A 16,211-nucleotide genomic window follows, 5' to 3' on the forward strand; every position below is an offset into this window, starting at 1 on the left:
AACCCGCCCGCCGCGCGACCGACTCAGAGGTCCGCGACGAGTTCCGGAAGCGCCGTCGGCAGGTCGTCGTGGTGGATGTGCGCGACCGCCCGCGGGTCGGGGTCGTCACAGCCTTCGCCGAGCACCTGCACCGGGAGCAGCCCTGCGTCGTGCGCGCCGGCGATGTCGTGGTGGACGCTGTCGCCGACGTAGACGGTCTCTTCGGGCTCGGTCCCGAGCTCGTCGAGCAGGGCATCGAACGCCCGCCGGTCCGGCTTTCCGGCGGGGAGCGCGCCCGTCACGAGCGCCGTGTCGAAGTGGTCGCGCCAGCCGAGTTTATCGATTTTCGCCTCTTGGGCCACGACCGGCCCGTTGGTGAGGAGGCCGACGCGGTAGGTCGTCCGCAGGCCGGCGAGCATCGCCTCGACGCCCTCGACGGGGACGACCGCGTCGGTGATTCGTTCTCTGTACGCCGTTGCGACGTGCTCCGGGTCGACGGTGGAGTCGTGCTCGTCGAGGAGGGTCTCGAAGATGGGCGCGCGGGTCTCGCGCGTGAGGTTCTCCTGATGTGCCCGGAGATACGCCTCTCGGGTCAGCGGGGGCGCGCCCGCCGCCGCCGCCGCCTCCGAGAGAATCGTCTCGCGGTCCCGCGTCGGGACCGCGAGTGTGTAGTCGAGGTCGAACCCGACCGCGCTGACAGACATTCTCGGCGAAGCGTTGGCAACGGAGCGATATGAGCGTGCCGGGACCTGTCGAGGGGGCGACCCGTCGCGCGGCGGCTCGCCGCCGGCCAGTCCGAACGACCCCTCACCGGCGACGACAACCACTATACCCGTCGGCGACGACGCCGAGATATGACCCTCGACCCCGTCCACGTGGACGACATCGCGTCCATGGCGAGTTCCATCGCCGACTCGGTCGACGACGCCGACTACGACGACCTCGCGCGGACGGTCTGGGAATCGTGGCTCGACCCCCTCGAATCGCCCGACGGGGGACTTCCCATCGTCGAACCGCTCGGGGAACAGCGCCTCCACGCCGCCGCCATCGACGACGTGGCGCTCACCGAGTCGCCGTTTCCGACCGTCCACGGCCTCGACTCGGGGACCATCAACCCGACGACGTTCAAAAACGGGCTCGTCCTCGACGTGGCCCACGCCGCGATGGCCGCCGAGCCGTCGGACCTCGACCTCCACCGACACCGCTCTATCGTCATGGCGGCCCACACCCACGACCCGGTCCAGTTTTTCGACACCGACGAGTGGCTCCGGTCCGACGAGGGCTACGGCCGCCGGCGCGTCCTGAGCGTCCCGCGGGTCAACCGCTACGCCGAGGGCGTCGTCCACGCGCTCGCGCTCTACCTCGCCGAGAGCGCCCACGCGCTCGAACACGCCGACGCCGTCTCCGACCTGCTCATCCTCGACGGGCCGGTGTACCCGAAGGAACTCCTGAACTGGCGCGACCGCGACGCCGAGCTGAAGGACCTCGCGCGCGACGCGAAGCCGAAGGCGGTCGTCGAGAACTACATCCGACTCGTCGAGCGGTTCGTCGAGCGGGACGTGCCGCTCGCCGGCTTCGTGAAGAACCCCGGCGCGAAACACGTCGTCCGCACGGTCAGAAAACAGCTCGACGGGAACGACGCCGGCAGGCGACCGTGGGTCGACGACGCCGCCTTCTTCGTCAACCTGCTCGAACGCCGGGAGGGCCCCGACGGCGACGAGCGCCGCACCGAGGAGCTCACGTTCACGAGCTGGTTCGTCTCGCGCGGCGGGTCGGACCGACAACTGAGCGCCGAGGGCGAGGCGTTCGGCATCGAGCGGAAGCTCGACCCCGAGGCGTACACGGTGACGTTCTTCGTGCTGTACGACCCCCGAACCGACGTCTGCTACCGGGTCGAAGCGCCCTACGCGTTCACGAAGGACCCGGACCGCCGCGCCGACCTGATGCACCACGTCGTCCGCGACGTGGCCGCCACGCGCGGGCCGCCGCTGGCGGTCGAGAAGGCCGACGAACTCGCGCGGGTGAGCGTCGGCGAGAAGGCCGCGCTCAGACGAAAGCTCTCGGAGAAACTCGACTCGGACCAGATGAAGAGCTACGACAACATCCGCTGGGTCGACGCCGACGAGTGAGAGTGGCGCGCCCGAAGCGCGCGCCCCGGCGACCGACCGCCCTCAGAGCGACGCGTCGCCCTCGGGAGAGCCTTCGTCGGCGGAGCGGTCCGCCGCGTCCGGCTGTTCGTCCTCCGGGGTTCCCTCCTCTTCGGGCCGGACGACCTCCACTCGCACGTCGGCGGCGGAGACGCCGACCCGCGCGAACTGCGTCCTGACGTGTTCTTTCGCCGCCGACAGCGCCTGCTCGCGGGTGTCGAAGCCGCGGGGAAGCGGCGTGTCGAAGGCGACCCGAATCGTCCGGCCGTCGATTTCGGTCTCCGACCCGCCGCTTTCGACCTCGTAGAACTCGTCGCAGACCCAGACGTAGGGCGCGTCCTCGTCCGGCGCGCCGCGGTAGGTCGGCGCTTGCTCCCCCCGTTCGAATATCGTACCGGTGAGTGCCGTGCCGCCGCCGTGACCGCGGACCAATAACATAGCCGGGCTAGGTGCGCGACACGGAAAAGTCGTACGCGACGCCCCGAGAGCGCGTCATACGGGACCGTTCGACAGAGGAACCGCGCGCCGTCGCCGACGCGTGGCTTTTTACTCGCCGCCCGCAAGCGTTGGAACATGACCGATTTGGGGGACTTCAGCGACTTCGCCGGCGACGACCCCGACGACTCGTCCGACGCGGACCGAGACGGGCCGGCCGCTGACGCCGCCGGAAACGGGCGCTCGGAGCGTTCCGAGGCCGCCGCGGGAGCCGAAACTGCGGCCGCCGCGAGCGCCGCCGACGGCGATGGCGTCGAAACCGACTCCGGCGAGCGCGACGACGCCGGCTCGACTGACACGGGCGGCGTGACCGACGAGGCGGACGACCTGCAGTTCGACGACTACGACGCCGACCCCGTCGGCGACGAGCGTGGCGTCGGCGCGATTGCGGTCTCGCAGGGCCTGCGCGTGTCGGAGGACCCCGAGCGGACGGCGCTCCGGGCGTTCGTGACCGCGGGCAACCGCGAGCGCGTTCGCCTCGGAAAGTACCTCGTCGTCCCCTATCCCGACGACGAACTGCTGTTCTGTCGCATCGTCGGCTTGGAGTACGCCCAGGAGTTCCAGGCCGACGACGCGACCGAGATTCACGCCCGCCGGGCGATGCGCCGCCCCGCCGACGAGTTCGAGGAGCGCGATTTCAAGTTCATGGCGGAACTCGAACCCATCGCCGTCCTCTTTTCCGACCGCGGCGACCTCAAACGGCGGATGGTCGACCGCGTGCCGAAACCGCAGGCGACGGTCGGTGAGGCCACCGACGCGACGCAGATCAAGACCGGCCTGAAGATTCCCGAGGAGGGCGTCTTCCTCGGCCACCTCTCGGTCGGCGGCGAGAAGGTCCGAACCGCGGCCCGACCGCCGACCATCGACTACCGCCTGAACGACGACTACACCGACGGCGACCCGCTCGTGTTCCGCCACACGCTCGTCGCCGGCGGCACCGGGTCGGGGAAGACCCACGCCTCGAAGAACATCCTGCGGCAGTACCTCTCGGCGGAACGGAGCTACGAGATGGACGACGGCCGCGAGGTCCAGACCGCGGTCGTCCAGTTCGACCCGCAGGACGAGTACGCCCAGATGCACGACGACAACCCCGACATGGACGACGAGACGGCCCGGCGCTACGAGCGCGAGGGCGTCGCCCACGGCGGCCACGACGACACCGTCGCGCTCGTCCCCAAGATGGCCGGGTCGTCGTACCCCGGCGCGAACCACCGCGCCGAGCAGTTGGAGTTCACCATCCCCTTCTCGATGGCGCGGGACCTCCCGTGGCTCGTCGCCGGCAGCAGCCTCAACGACAACCAGTACCCGGCGCTCACCGAACTCCTGAACCGCTTCTTCCGGAACTACGGCGATTCGGGGACGTATCAGGAGTTCCTGACGTTCCTCGACGACCCGGCGCTGAAAGAGGAACTCCACGAGTCGGGCCGGGTCCACGAGGCGACCTTCGACGCGGTGAAGCGCCGAGTTCGCGGCGTGCCGAGCGGCGTCTTCGACCAAGATGCCCGGCCGATAACCGAACTCGACCACCAGCTCGTCCGGCCCGGCGGGCTGACGGTCGTGCCGACCTACCACCTCTCGTCGAGTCGGGCGAAGGAGCTGTTCGTCCTCGCGGTCTCGGCGCTGCTCATCGACGACAAGCTCTCGAACGACCCGTCGAGCGACCGCATCAAGGAGACGCCGGTCGTCCTCGGGATGGACGAGGCGCACAACTTCCTCACCGACGCCGACACCGTACAGGCGCGGAAGGTCATCCAGAAGTTCACCGAGGCGGCCAAGCAGGGCCGAAAGGAGCGACTCGGCCTGTTCCTCATCACGCAGGACCCGCAGGACATCGCCGACCCGGTGTTCAAGCAGGTGAACACGAAGGTCGTGCTCAACCTCGGCGACGAAGACGCCATCAAGAGCGTCAACATCCCGCCGAACCTCGAAGACAAAGTGCCGTACATGGAGAAAGGGCAGATGGTCGTCTACTCGCCCGACAACTCCGAGCCCGTCGAGCTGACGGGGCTTTCGACCTGCGTGACGCGACACGGCGACTGAGCACCCGGAACGCGCCGCGCCGCCCGTCGCAGGCGACCGGGTCGCGGCTGTCCCGGCCCGCGCCCGCCGGGCGGATTTTTAGCCCGCGACCGAGTAGGCCGCGACATGGCCGAACACGTGCTCGTTCCGACCGACGGGTCGCCGCAGTCAGTCGCCGCGGTCCGCTTCGCCGCCACGGAGTGGCCCGACGCGGAACTCACGCTTTTGAACGTCATCAACCCCGCCGACGCCGACTATCGAGAGCGGGCGCTCAGCGGCTCCGAAGAGTGGTTTCAAGCGGAGAAACGAAAGTCGAGAGAGACGTTCGCCGAGGTGAAAGCCGAGGTGGGGCTCGTCGACACCGACAGGTCGGTCACCGACCGCATCGAGGTCGGCAGCCCGCAGAAAGTCATCGTCGAGGTGCTGGACGGCGACGGTGACGACGACGCCGGCTACGACCACGTCGTGATGGGGAGCCACGGCCGAACCGGCGTCTCGCGCATCCTGCTCGGAAGCGTCGCCGAGGAGGTCCTCCGGCGGTCGCCGGTGCCGGTGACGATCGTCAGATAGGTTCGGAGGGATTCGAGAACGGAAGGCTCGTCGGAGACGGACTACCTCGCAATCCCGAAGGTCTCTCGGAGTGTCGCGTCCTCTCGTTCGCCGATATCGCGAAGCGTCTCGAACGTGCGGTCGATATCGTCGGTCGTGGTTCGGTGGCTACAGATGGACAATCGAAGGACCGTTCTGTCGTGTATCGACGTCGTCATGACGAACGCGACGTCGCTGAGTTGGATTTCGTCTGCGATTCGCTGATTGAGCGCGTCGAGGTACTCGTCGACTGCCTCGCGGACGTTTGCATCCGCCGCGGCGGCCGTCTGGAGGTCCGGCGGAGCGTACTGGAACGAGTACAGGTACAGGTTCGGTTCGTGGAGTGCCACGAAGTCGTCGGCGTCGCGGACGCGGGCGTCGAGGTGCGCCGTACACTGAACAGTCTGTGAGAGAAGCGTTCGGTATCCTTCGACACCGAGGTGTTTCACACTCATCCACACCTTCAGCGCCCGGAAGCCCCGCGACATCTGCGGGCCGAGTTCGTAGTAATCCAGTCCCTCGTAGGGCGTTCGCTCTGTTCCCTCCAGGTAGGAGGCGTGCATCGCGAACGACTGTTCCATCGCCGACGGGTCACGCACGAGGATACAGCCGCATTCGTAGGGGATGGACAGCCACTTGTGTGGGTCCAGCGTGACGGAGTCCGCGCGGTCCAATCCGGCGTACTGCGGGCGCTTCTCCGGGAGAATCGCACCGACAGCCCCGCACGCACCGTCGGCGTGGAACCAGATATCGCGCGCCGCACAGACCGTCGCAATCGCCTCGAGTGGGTCGATTGCTCCGACGTTAATCGACCCGACCTGCGCGACGACGCAGAACGGCACGTCGCCGTCGGCTTCGTCACGGTCGAGTCGCTCGACGAGGGCGTCGACATCCATCGTGAAATCGTCGTGACTCGGAACGAGTCGAACCGCGTCCGCGCCGAGGCCGAGGATTTCTGCGACTCGGTAGATAGACGAATGTCCTTCGTGGTCGGACATGTATATCGTGAACCGGCCCGGCCGGTCGTCCGCTTGGAGGCCGCGAGATTTCGTATCGTATCCCGCCGTCGAACGGAGGCCGGTGAGAATCCCCGTCAGATTCGCCATCGTTCCTCCGCTCGTGAACATCCCACCGCAGTCGGTGGGGTAGCCGATCATCTCGGCGACCCACTCGATAGTCCGCCGTTCGATTTCGGTCGCCGCCGGTGCCGGTTTCCATCCGCCGGCGTTCACGTTGACCGAGGCGGCGAGCGCGTCCGCGAGGACGCCCATCGTCGTCCCGGAGCCCATGACGTACCCGAAGTACCGCGGCGAGCCCACGTGCGTCGAGTTCGGGAGAATCCGCTCCGGCCACGCGTCCAGAATCTCGTGTGGAGGTTGTCCTGTTTCTGGCAGCGGTTCGTCGAACATCGACTCGACCACGGATTGCGGTTTGCCCGGAAAGACCGGCAGTTCGTCTACGTGTTCGAAGTACTCCGCGATGATGTCGACCGTCCGATAACCGAGGTCGCGAAACTCGTCGGGGTCGAAGTCGGATGGGTGGGCGTCTGCTGCGGCAGCCATGCTAGACAAACGCAGTCATACACGATAGCCGTATCTCGTTGTGTCGGTTCGCCGGTACCAGTAACACGGGTGTAACCTGGTGAAACCAGTGAAACGAGTACTGCGAGCACACCGGAATCGGCCGGTTCGACCGGATTGCAACGCCCTATTTCGGTGCCGCCCTTCGCGGGCATCAATGGAATTCACAGAGGTCGTAACGACTCGCCGCTCGGTTCACGACTACGCCGACGAGTCGCTCGACGACGAGACCCTCCGAACGATATTCGAGAACGCGGTGCAGGCACCGTCGAGCTACAACCTCCAGCCGTGGGAGTTCGTCGTGCTGCGCGAAGACGAGACACAGCAGGCGCTCCGCGAGGCGGCGTACGACCAAGAACACGTCACCGGTGCCGCCGCGTCGGTCATCGTGCTCGGTAACAAGGACCCCGAGGCCCACGCCGAGACCGTCACCGACGACATGCTGGAGAAGGGCTACCTGCCGAGCGAGGAGGTCCGCGAGGGCATCCTCGAAAACATCGCCGGCATGGCGGACCTCCCCGAACAGGAGCGCCGCGTCTGGACCGTCCGCTCGACGTCGCTGGTCGCCATGTCGCTCATGTACGCCGCGTGGGACGAGGGCGTGGCCTCCTGCCCCATCGGCGGATTCGACGCCGACGCCGTCCTCGACGCGTTCGACATCGACGGCGAGCGGTACGAGCCCGTGATGCTCCTGACGATGGGCATCCCCGCCGACGACGCCGACGAGTTGCAGGCGGAGCGCAAGTACCGCCGCCCCGTCGACGAGGTCGTCCACTTCGAGGAGTTCGCGCCGGAGCGAGAGGTCGCCGCGACGCCCGCCGACGACTGACTCGAACGCTCCACCACACCCCCGAAATCCCCCGATTTTCCCGCCGTTCACGCCCCGACGAGGCGTCCCTCACGAGCGCCGATTCTCGGTCCGTGAGGAACGACAACCTCGGCTATTTCGGTTCCCCTCGTACCTGTCTCTGGTGACTTGGTGATGAGAACCCGCATTCGACGCTGGCAGGTCGTCGCGACGAGTGGCGTCGGCGTCCTGTCGGTCGTCGCGTCCCTCCTCGGACTGTTCCGGCCCGGACACTATCTCGACGCCCCGGCGTTCCGCCCACAGCTGTTCGCACAGGACGTGACGATGCTCGTGGTCGGTGTCCCCGCCTTGGCAATCGGCCTCTGGTTTACCGTTCAGGGGTCGCACCGCGGCCGGTTCGTCTGGCTCGGTGCGCTCGCCTACATGACCTACATGTGGGCGTCGATAGGCCTGCAAGTCGCGTTCAACCAGTTCTTCCTCGGGTACGTCGCCCTGTTTTGTCTCTCGGTTTTCACTTTCGTCGGCGGCGTCGTAACGACGGACGCCGACGAGGTGGCCGAAACGCTCGCCGGGAGCCTCCCGAAACGACTCTACGCCGGGTTCTTGCTGTTCGTCGCAGCGGGACTGGCGTTCCTGTGGCTCTCCGAACTCGTCCCGGCGACCCTCACGGGGACGACGCCGCGTCTCGTCGAGGAGGTCGGCCCACAGGCCATGGCGTCTCACTTCATCGACCTCAGCATCGTCGTTCCCGCCCTCGGACTGTCCAGCCTCTGGCTCTGGCAGGGTCGTCCGTGGGGGTACGTCCTCGCCGGCGTCGGCGTCGTGTTCGGTGCGGTCCTCGCACCGACGCTCACGCTCGGGACGTTCCTCCTCGCCACCGGCGGTGCTGTCACCGTTTCGTTCGTCTCTCTCGCGTTCACCGTGGTTCCCGCGCTCGCCGCCGCGGCGCTCGCTGTCACGTACGTGACCGCGCTCCCCAGTAACTCGGGGAGCGAGGGCGTCGGAGAGGTCGGAGGAAGAGCCTGAATGCGTTCCCCGCGAACAGGCTCGCGGAAAGCCAGTTGGTGAGCGGGGACACGGCTCGAAACGAGGCTCGCTGGGCGACCTCAACGAGGTGGGTTCTAGAAAATATTCGCCTGCTGGTAGACGCTGATACCCTCGTTCGTGAGTTCGTAGGGCTTGGTCTCGCGGGAGTGGTTGGCGTCGCGTATCTTCTGAATTTCGATTGCGAGCCGCGTCTCGCGGAAGTCGTCGTTTCGGACGTACTGGAGAACGAACACGGCGTCAGAGAGGTACTCGACGATACCGTGTCTGGAGACGTAGGGGTTGGACTGGTCCGCCTCGGAGGTGAGCATCGTCGTCACGCCCGCGTCCTTCAGCGACCGCGTGAAGTTGAACACCTCGCTGCGGCGCTTCGAGGGGTGGTCGTACATCATCTCCAAAAGCGAGACGGAGTCGAGGACGAGCCGGTCGGCACCGAACTCCTCGACCAGCCGCGGGAGGTCGTTTCGGATGCTCGACAGGCTGTTCGCCATCTCCACGGGGTCGAGGTCCACGACGGCCAGTCGACCCTCGGACTCGTGTTTCGAAAAGTCCCACCCCTTCTCGTCGGCGGTGTCGAGGATGCGCTCGCGGCTCTCTTCGAGCGTGATGTAGACGCCGCTGTCGCCGTCTTCGAGCGCCTTCCGGAGGAACTGTAGGCCGAACGTCGTCTTGCCGGTCCCGGCGCTCCCGATTGTGACCATGAGCGACCGCTCCGGGACGCCGCCGAGAATCATGTCGTCGAGGCCCTCGATGCCGATGTCGATGCGGTCGATGTCGGAATCGAGCTCCTCGTCGTCGAACGACGGCGGCTCCGACTCCCCCGGACCGGGGCCGAATCCGAACTCGTCGCCGGACTGCTCGCCGCCGAGGCCGCCGCCCGCGTCGGGCATCGGCGCGTTCTCGAACGCCGTGGCGAAGTCGGTCGAAAACGGGTCGTCGTCACCGTCGAAGGGGGCGTCATCGCCGTCAAGTGGGTCGCCGTCCTCGAACGACAGAGGCTCTCCGACGCCGCCGGTCCCGTTCTCGGGGGTGTCTTCCGACGGCTCGTCCGCGGGGTTCGCGACCGCATCGCTCCCGGGAGACCCGTCGGTCTCGCCGTCGTCGCGCTGCTCGCTTTCGTCCGGGTCCGCGTCGTCTGCGTCGGTCTCGCCGTCGTCGCGCTCGCGGAGTGCCCGCTCGAACCAGTCGTCGTCACTCACGGGAGCCACCACCGAACGACAGCGCGGCCGGCGTCCGTGCCTGCCATCACCTCAAGGTAGGCAGGCGTCGTGATGAACGTTTCCCGTGCGCGGAGCTACCGCGCGGCGTCGAGCGGAGACGGGGGCGGGCGACGTGACGGTGGGCTTTTGCCCGGGGACGCCAAACCGCGGGGCATGAAGGTCGGCATCGTCGCACAGAAGGGCAACAGCCGGGCCGCGTACCTCGCCGCGGACGCGAGCGAGGCGCTCGCCGAGGCCGACGCCGAGGCGGTCGTCGACGCGGCGACCGCCGAGGAGTTGGGCGTCGAGGGCGTCCCCGTCGAGTCGCTCGACGACTGCGACCTCGTGGTGAGCATCGGCGGCGACGGAACGTTTCTCTACGCCGCCCGCGGTGCCGACGGCGTCCCCATCCTCGGCGTCAACCTCGGCGAGGTCGGCTTCCTGAACGCGGTCTCGCCCGACGACGCCATCGACGAGGTGTTGGCCGAGGTCGCCGCGTTCCGCGAGGGGAGCCAGTCGATTCGGGAGGTCCCCCGCATCGTCGCCAGCGGCGACGGCTGGGAGATGGACCCGTCGATGAACGAGGTCGTCGTCCACGGGCCGCGCCGGGGTCACGGCGGCGGCGCGGACTTGGAAGTCTGCGTGAACGGCTCCGTGTACTCCGGCGGCCACGCCGACGGCGTGCTCGTCACGACGCCCGCGGGGAGCTCCGCCTACAACCTCAGCGAGGGCGGCCCGCTCGTCCACCCCGGCGTCGAGGGACTCGTCGTCACCGAGATGGCCGCCGCCGAGGGGATGCCGCCGCTCGTCGTCCCGCTCGATGCGGCCGTGACCGTCAGCGTCACCGACGCGGCGTCGGCGGTCGTCGTCGGCGACGGGCGGACCCGGCGGACGGTGTCGCCGCCGACGGAGATACGTATCGAGCGGTCCGACTCGCCGGTTCGACTCGCCGGTCCGACCTCAGACTTCTTCGAAGCGCTCGGAAAACTCGACTGAGCGCGACGCCGCGGTCGGCTACTCCGCGAGTTCTCGTTCGCCCTCGTCGCCCGACGCCTCGGCGCGGGGGAGCGGCGTCCAGTCGATGTCAACCACGTTGTCCGGCCGGCCGCGGAGTCCGGGTCGGGAGACGACCTCGAACGTCCGGTTTTCGGTCTCGCGGGTGAAAAGCGAGTGCGCGAGGACGTTCGCCACGTCAGCGCGCGGGACGCTCCCGCAGACCGAGTCGCCGCCCTCGCCGACGACCACGTCGGCGGTCGCGGGGGCGTCGGTGAGTGCGCCGGGCCTGATAATCGTGTGGTCGAGCGGCGCGTCTCGAAGCCGCGTCTCGCTTCGTTCCTTCGCCGAGAGGACGCCCGACGCGGTGAGAATCGCGCGGAGCGACAGCGGGAGTCCGCCCTTCGAGTCGCCGACGCCGATAGAAGACATGAGAACGAACCGCTGCGCGCCGGAGGCGGTCGCGGCGTCCACGAGGTTCTCGACGCCCGCGCCGTCGACGAGGTCGCCGCGAATTGCGTCGAGTCCCGCCGAGACGCCGACCGCGGAGACGACGGCGTCGGCGTCGAGGACCGCCCGCCGGGCGTCGTCGGGGTCGAGGAGGTCGCCGACGACGACCTCGTCCGCACCGCGCGCTCGGAGGTCGGATTCGGCGTCGGCGTCGCGGGTCAGCGCCCTGACGACGAGAGGCGTGTCCGCCAACGCGTCGAGGACGTGTCGGCCCGTCCGACCCGTCGCACCGGCGAGGAGGACGCGACCGCGATTGCGTGCCATACCCGCGCATGGGTGCGGGGCTCAATAACCTTCGGGAACGCGTCAAAAGTCCGGGGCGGCGGCGGTCGCCGGCCGGGAGAACAGACGAGGCGAGTCGGTGAGAAATCGAGGAATCGAGTCGGGGGTTCGCGTGCGTTATCGGCTCGTTACTGACCCCAGTTGGCGACGACGCGCGGGCGCTCGCCGACCGGGAGCACGTCGATGTCCTCGTCGGCCGCGCCGCGCGCTTCGAGGGCCGCCTTCGCGGAGGCGTACGTCGAGAAGTAGCTGACCTCCTCTTCGACGCAGTCGATGAGCGTCTCGCGGTCGCGGGAGACGACGAAGTCGAAGTTGTCCTCGCGGAGCATCGTGAGGAAGTCGTCGACGTCCTCGGGCGTGAGCACCTCGTAGTACTCGCCGAAGGCGTCGAGCAGTTCCTGTCCGGCCTCGCTGTCGGCGTCGGGGAACTCGGGGTCCGCGAGGTCGACGTAGACGGTTCCGTCGGCCGGAATCGGGTCGTTAGCGGCCGACTGGGCCTTCTCGTAGGCCTTCCCGAACGAGGTCGCGGTTCCCATGACCTCGCCCGTGGACTTCATCTCCGGGCCGAGACGCGGGTCCGAACCCGGCAGGCGGTCGAACGGGAGGACGACCTCCTTGACCGACACCTGCTCGGGAATCTGCTCGCTCACGTCGAGGTCGGCAAGCGAGTTGCCGGCCATGACCTTCGCCGCGAGCTTGGCGATCGGGACGCCCGTCGCCTTCGAGACGAACGGGACGGTGCGCGAGGAACGCGGGTTGGCTTCGAGGACGTACACGTCGTTCGCACCCTCCTCGTTCTGCTTGACCGCGAGCTGGACGTTCATCAGGCCGACCGTGTCGAGGGCGCTGGCGATGTCCTCCGTGACCTCGCGGACGCGGGCCATCGTCTCGTCGTCGAGCGAGCGCGGCGGAATCATACAGGCGGAGTCGCCGGAGTGGACGCCGGCGGCCTCGACGTGTTCCATCACGCCGCCGATGAGGACGTTCTCGCCGTCGGAGACGGCGTCGACGTCGAGTTCGACGCCGTCGGCGAGGAACTCGTCGATGAGGATGGGCTTGTCGGGGGAGACGCGAACTGCCTCCTCGATGTACTCCTTGAGCTCCGCGTCGGAGTGGACGATTTCCATCGCGCGGCCGCCGAGGACGTACGACGGGCGGACCAACACGGGGTAACCGAGGTCGTTGGCGAGGTCGAGCGCCTCTTTTTCGCTGGTCGCGGAGCCGCCTTCGGGCTGGAGGATACCGAGGTCGTCCATCAGCCGGTTGAAGCGGTCGCGGTCCTCGGCGAGGTCCATCGCGTCGATGGTCGTGCCGAGAATCTCGCAGTCGACGCCGCGGCGGTCGAGTTCGGATTCGAGCGGGTGGCCGATGTTGACCGAGGTCTGCCCGCCGAACTGGAGCATGACGCCGTCGGCGTCGATGGCCTCGATGACGTCGGCGACCTCTTCTGCCGTGATGGGCTCGAAGAAGAGGCCGTCGGAGGTGTCGTAGTCCGTCGACACCGTCTCGGGGTTGTTGTTGACGACGTGCGCGTCGATGCCCATGTCGCGGAGCGCCTGCACCGCGTGGACCGAGCAGTAGTCGAACTCGACTCCCTGCCCGATGCGGATGGGACCGCCGCCGACGACGACGACGCTCTCCATGTCGCGGTCGACGCGGAGTTCGTTACCGGCCGAGTCGCCCTCGAAGGGGCCGCGGAAGAACTCCGGTTTGCGCGCGGAGTAGTAGTACGGCGTCTGCGCGGCGAACTCGCCGGCGCAGGTGTCTACCTGCTTGTAGGTGCGGCCGGGGACGTTCTGTTCGACCTCGCCGACGCTCGTGCCGGTCGCCGCGGCGATGCTGGCGTTGGTGTGGCCGGCGGAGGCGGCGGCGGCGAAGTCGCCCTCGGAGGCGGCCTCGACCGCCTCGACGACGCGGCCGAAGCGCTCGACGTACCACTCGTGGATGTCGGTCAGTTCGACCACGTCCTCCGTGGTGTAGCCGCGCTCGAACGCCTCGAAGATGGCGTACGGGCGGTCGGGGGTCGGCGTTTCGAGGTACTCGGCTTCGAGTTCCTCGTCGGACACCTCGTCCCAGTCGGCGGCGGGGTCGTACTCGGACGAGCGGAGCGCCTTCAGAAGCGACTCCTCGAAGGTGCGCCCGATGGACATCGCCTCGCCGGTGGACTTCATGGCCGTCGAGAGCTCGAAGTCCACGTCGGTGAACTTGTCCTTGGGCCACCGCGGGACCTTCGTGACCACGTAGTCGATTGCGGGCTCGAAGGCGGCGGTGGTCTCGCCGGTGATTTCGTTGGTAATCTCGTGGAGGCGCTTGCCGAGGGCGACCTTCGCCGTGACGCGGGCGATGGGGTAGCCGGTCGCCTTCGAGGCGAGCGCGGAGGAGCGCGAGACGCGCGGGTTCACCTCGACGACGCGGTACTCGCCGCCGGGGGTGCCGTCGTCGTGCCACGCGAACTGGATGTTACAGCCGCCCTGGATACCGAGTTCGCGGATGACGCCGAGCGCGGCGTCGCGCATCTCCTGGTGACCCTCGTCGGGGATGACCTGCGAGGGCGTGACGACCGTGGACTCGCCGGTGTGAATCCCCATCGGGTCGATGTTCTCCATGTTGCAGATGATGATACACGAGTCGTCGGCGTCGCGCATCACCTCGTATTCGAGTTCGACCCACCCGGAGATGGACTCCGTGATGAGCACCTCGCTGTTGCGCGAGAGGCGGAGGCCCTTGCGGACGCGGGAGACGAGTTCGTCCATCTCGTGGACGACGCCGGAGCCGGAGCCGCCGAGCGTGTAGGTCGTCCGCGAGATGACCGGCAGGCCGCCGACGGCGTCGACGGAGGCTTCCACGCGCTCTTCGAGGGCCTCCTCGGTGATGTTCTCGACCGCCTCGTCTTCCTCCAGCGAGATGGTCGTCGACTTCGGGACGGGCTGACCGATTTTCTCCATGCGCTGGCGGAAGAGGTCGCGGTCCTCCGTCGCGTAGATGGTGTCGAGCGGCGTGCCCATGATGTCCACGTCGAACTCCTCTAAGACGCCTTCCTCTGCGAGTTCGGCCGTGACGTTGAGTCCGGTCTGACCGCCCAGTCCGGCGATGACGCCGTCGGGGCGCTCGCGTTCGATAATCTCGGAGATGGCCTCGGTCGTGATGGGCTCGATGTAGACCTTGTCGGCCATCTCGGGGTCGGTCATGATGGTCGCGGGGTTCGAGTTGACGAGGACAACTCGCGCGCCTTCCTCTCGGAGCGCGCGGCAGGCCTGCGCGCCGGAGTAGTCGAATTCCGCCGCCTGTCCAATCTGGATTGGGCCGCTTCCGATGAGCAAAATCGTCCGGTCCTCTGTACCTTGCTGAGGTCCGGTCGAGGTGTCCTCGTCAGTCATCGTCGGAATCCAATCCGCACATCGTAATAAGTCCGGCGAAAAATTACGAGGTCCGAAACTCGATTGCGAATTTCGAAAATGTTGCCGAACGCCGCTGTCGCGGCCGGGGAAGGCTTTTGACGGGTATCCGAGTACCGGCTACGCATGCCCGCGGTATTCACGACGCCGCCGCCGCTCGACTCCGGGAGCCGGGTCGCGGTCGTCGCGCCGTCGCGCCCCATCGACGAATCGCACTTGGACCGCGCGTGCGCGCGTCTCCGCGACGTGTTCTCGCTCGACCCCGTCGTCTTCGAGTCCGCCCGCCGCGACTGGGAGTGGCTCCGGGACAACCCGGCGGCGCGCGCGGAGGACGTGATGGAGGCCTTCGAGGACCCGTCGATACGCGGCGTCATCGCCGTCACCGGCGGCGACGACCAGCTTCGAATCCTCCCGCACCTCGACCCGGCGCGGCTGACCGCGTCGCCGACGCGCTTCTTCGGCTTCAGCGACAACGACAACCTCCGGCTGTTCCTCTGGACCCACGGCGTCGTGAGCTACGGCGCGACGCTCCACCCGACGCTCACCGTGGACCCCGAAATCCACCCGTACGTCGAGCGGTACCTCCGCCGGGCGTTCTTCGAGCGCTCCATCGGCGTCGTCGAACCCGCCCCGGAGTGGACCGACGACTGGTTCGACTTCGACACCGAAGAACCGAGAGAGTGGCACGACAATCCGGGTCGGACGTGGCGTGGCGACGAACGCGTGACCGGGCGACTCTGGGGCGGCAGCTTCAGCATCTTGAAGTGGCACCTCCAGACCGACCGCTACCTCCCAGACCCCGAGGAACTCGACGGGGCGGTGCTCGCGCTCGAAACCTCGGAGGACGTGCCGCTCCCCCGGGAGGTCCGGTACACCCTGCGGTCGATGGGCGAACGCGGGCTGTTAGCGCGGTTCGACGGGCTCGTGGTGGGTCGCCCGCGGACGTACTCGCCCGGACTGGAGTGGGAGCCGCCGGCGGACTACGGCGCGCAGCTCCGCGCGGAGGTGCTGTCGGTCCTCGACGCGTACAACCCCGACGCGACGGCGGTGTTCGACGTGGAGTTCGGCCACGCCGACCCGACGGTTCCGCTTCCGCTCGGCGCGAAGGCGACCCTCGACCCGACGGTGGAGCGGCTTCGAATCGATTGAAAAGCGGGCGCTCGGCCCGCGCG

At 68.0% G+C, this 16,211-nt stretch carries 13 protein-coding genes; 7 read left to right on the forward strand and 6 right to left on the reverse strand.

All coding sequences use genetic code 11. From position 1 onward, the window contains the following. Window positions 1-23: 23 nt before the first annotated feature. Window positions 24-683 (reverse strand): HAD family hydrolase, encoded by a 660-nt coding sequence (locus C5C07_RS11920; protein WP_004975368.1) that lies wholly within the window; start codon window positions 681-683, stop codon window positions 24-26. Between the two features lie 150 nt (window positions 684-833). Here C5C07_RS11920 and C5C07_RS11925 point away from each other — a divergent pair, with 150 nt between their 5' ends. Then, window positions 834-2,108: a DNA double-strand break repair nuclease NurA gene (locus C5C07_RS11925; RefSeq protein ID WP_050459590.1), complete on the forward strand. Its 1,275-nt coding sequence runs from the start codon at window positions 834-836 to the stop codon at window positions 2,106-2,108. 42 nt (window positions 2,109-2,150) lie between these two features. Here the strand turns inward: C5C07_RS11925 and C5C07_RS11930 are convergent, their stop codons facing one another. After that, the gene (locus C5C07_RS11930) at window positions 2,151-2,564 is read right to left on the reverse strand and encodes a hypothetical protein (RefSeq protein ID WP_049905088.1); all 414 of its coding nucleotides are present in this window, start codon (window positions 2,562-2,564) and stop codon (window positions 2,151-2,153) included. 135 nt (window positions 2,565-2,699) lie between these two features. Between C5C07_RS11930 and C5C07_RS11935 the strand changes: the two genes are divergently transcribed. Next, window positions 2,700-4,661, forward strand: coding sequence for an ATP-binding protein (locus C5C07_RS11935; RefSeq protein ID WP_004975374.1), 1,962 nt, complete (start codon window positions 2,700-2,702; stop codon window positions 4,659-4,661). Between the two features lie 105 nt (window positions 4,662-4,766). Next, the gene (locus tag C5C07_RS11940) at window positions 4,767-5,210 is read left to right on the forward strand and encodes a universal stress protein (protein WP_004975376.1); all 444 of its coding nucleotides are present in this window, start codon (window positions 4,767-4,769) and stop codon (window positions 5,208-5,210) included. 41 nt (window positions 5,211-5,251) lie between these two features. Here C5C07_RS11940 and C5C07_RS11945 read toward each other — a convergent pair whose 3' ends face one another. Continuing rightward, complete coding sequence (locus tag C5C07_RS11945; RefSeq protein WP_115805128.1) at window positions 5,252-6,790, reverse strand: aspartate aminotransferase family protein; 1,539 nt, start codon at window positions 6,788-6,790, stop codon at window positions 5,252-5,254. Between the two features lie 175 nt (window positions 6,791-6,965). Here C5C07_RS11945 and C5C07_RS11950 point away from each other — a divergent pair, with 175 nt between their 5' ends. Continuing rightward, window positions 6,966-7,637, forward strand: coding sequence for a nitroreductase family protein (locus C5C07_RS11950; protein WP_004975377.1), 672 nt, complete (start codon window positions 6,966-6,968; stop codon window positions 7,635-7,637). 153 nt (window positions 7,638-7,790) lie between these two features. Further along, the gene (locus C5C07_RS11955; RefSeq protein ID WP_115805461.1) at window positions 7,791-8,642 is read left to right on the forward strand and encodes a hypothetical protein; all 852 of its coding nucleotides are present in this window, start codon (window positions 7,791-7,793) and stop codon (window positions 8,640-8,642) included. Between the two features lie 95 nt (window positions 8,643-8,737). Here C5C07_RS11955 and C5C07_RS11960 read toward each other — a convergent pair whose 3' ends face one another. After that, window positions 8,738-9,859 carry a KaiC domain-containing protein gene (locus C5C07_RS11960; protein ID WP_004975380.1) on the reverse strand — a complete coding sequence of 374 codons (1,122 nt, stop codon included), beginning with the start codon at window positions 9,857-9,859 and terminating at the stop codon, window positions 8,738-8,740. A 174-nt stretch (window positions 9,860-10,033) separates the two neighbouring features. Here C5C07_RS11960 and C5C07_RS11965 point away from each other — a divergent pair, with 174 nt between their 5' ends. Then, window positions 10,034-10,855 (forward strand): NAD(+)/NADH kinase, encoded by an 822-nt coding sequence (locus C5C07_RS11965; protein WP_115805129.1) that lies wholly within the window; start codon window positions 10,034-10,036, stop codon window positions 10,853-10,855. Window positions 10,856-10,873: 18 nt separating this feature from the next. On the opposite strand, the gene C5C07_RS11970 is transcribed toward C5C07_RS11965, so the two are convergent. Continuing rightward, a complete protein-coding gene (locus C5C07_RS11970; protein ID WP_115805130.1) occupies window positions 10,874-11,626 on the reverse strand; it encodes an SDR family oxidoreductase in 753 nt (250 codons plus the stop codon). Window positions 11,627-11,772: 146 nt separating this feature from the next. Then, the gene (gene carB, locus C5C07_RS11975; protein WP_115805131.1) at window positions 11,773-15,021 is read right to left on the reverse strand and encodes a carbamoyl-phosphate synthase large subunit; all 3,249 of its coding nucleotides are present in this window, start codon (window positions 15,019-15,021) and stop codon (window positions 11,773-11,775) included. Window positions 15,022-15,165: 144 nt separating this feature from the next. Here carB and C5C07_RS11980 point away from each other — a divergent pair, with 144 nt between their 5' ends. Further along, window positions 15,166-16,188, forward strand: a complete 1,023-nt coding sequence (locus C5C07_RS11980; protein WP_115805132.1) for a S66 peptidase family protein — start codon at window positions 15,166-15,168, stop codon at window positions 16,186-16,188. Window positions 16,189-16,211 lie beyond the last annotated feature (23 nt).

The sequence above is a fragment of the Haloferax sp. Atlit-4N genome, assembly GCF_003383025.1.
Taxonomy (GTDB): domain Archaea; phylum Halobacteriota; class Halobacteria; order Halobacteriales; family Haloferacaceae; genus Haloferax; species Haloferax gibbonsii.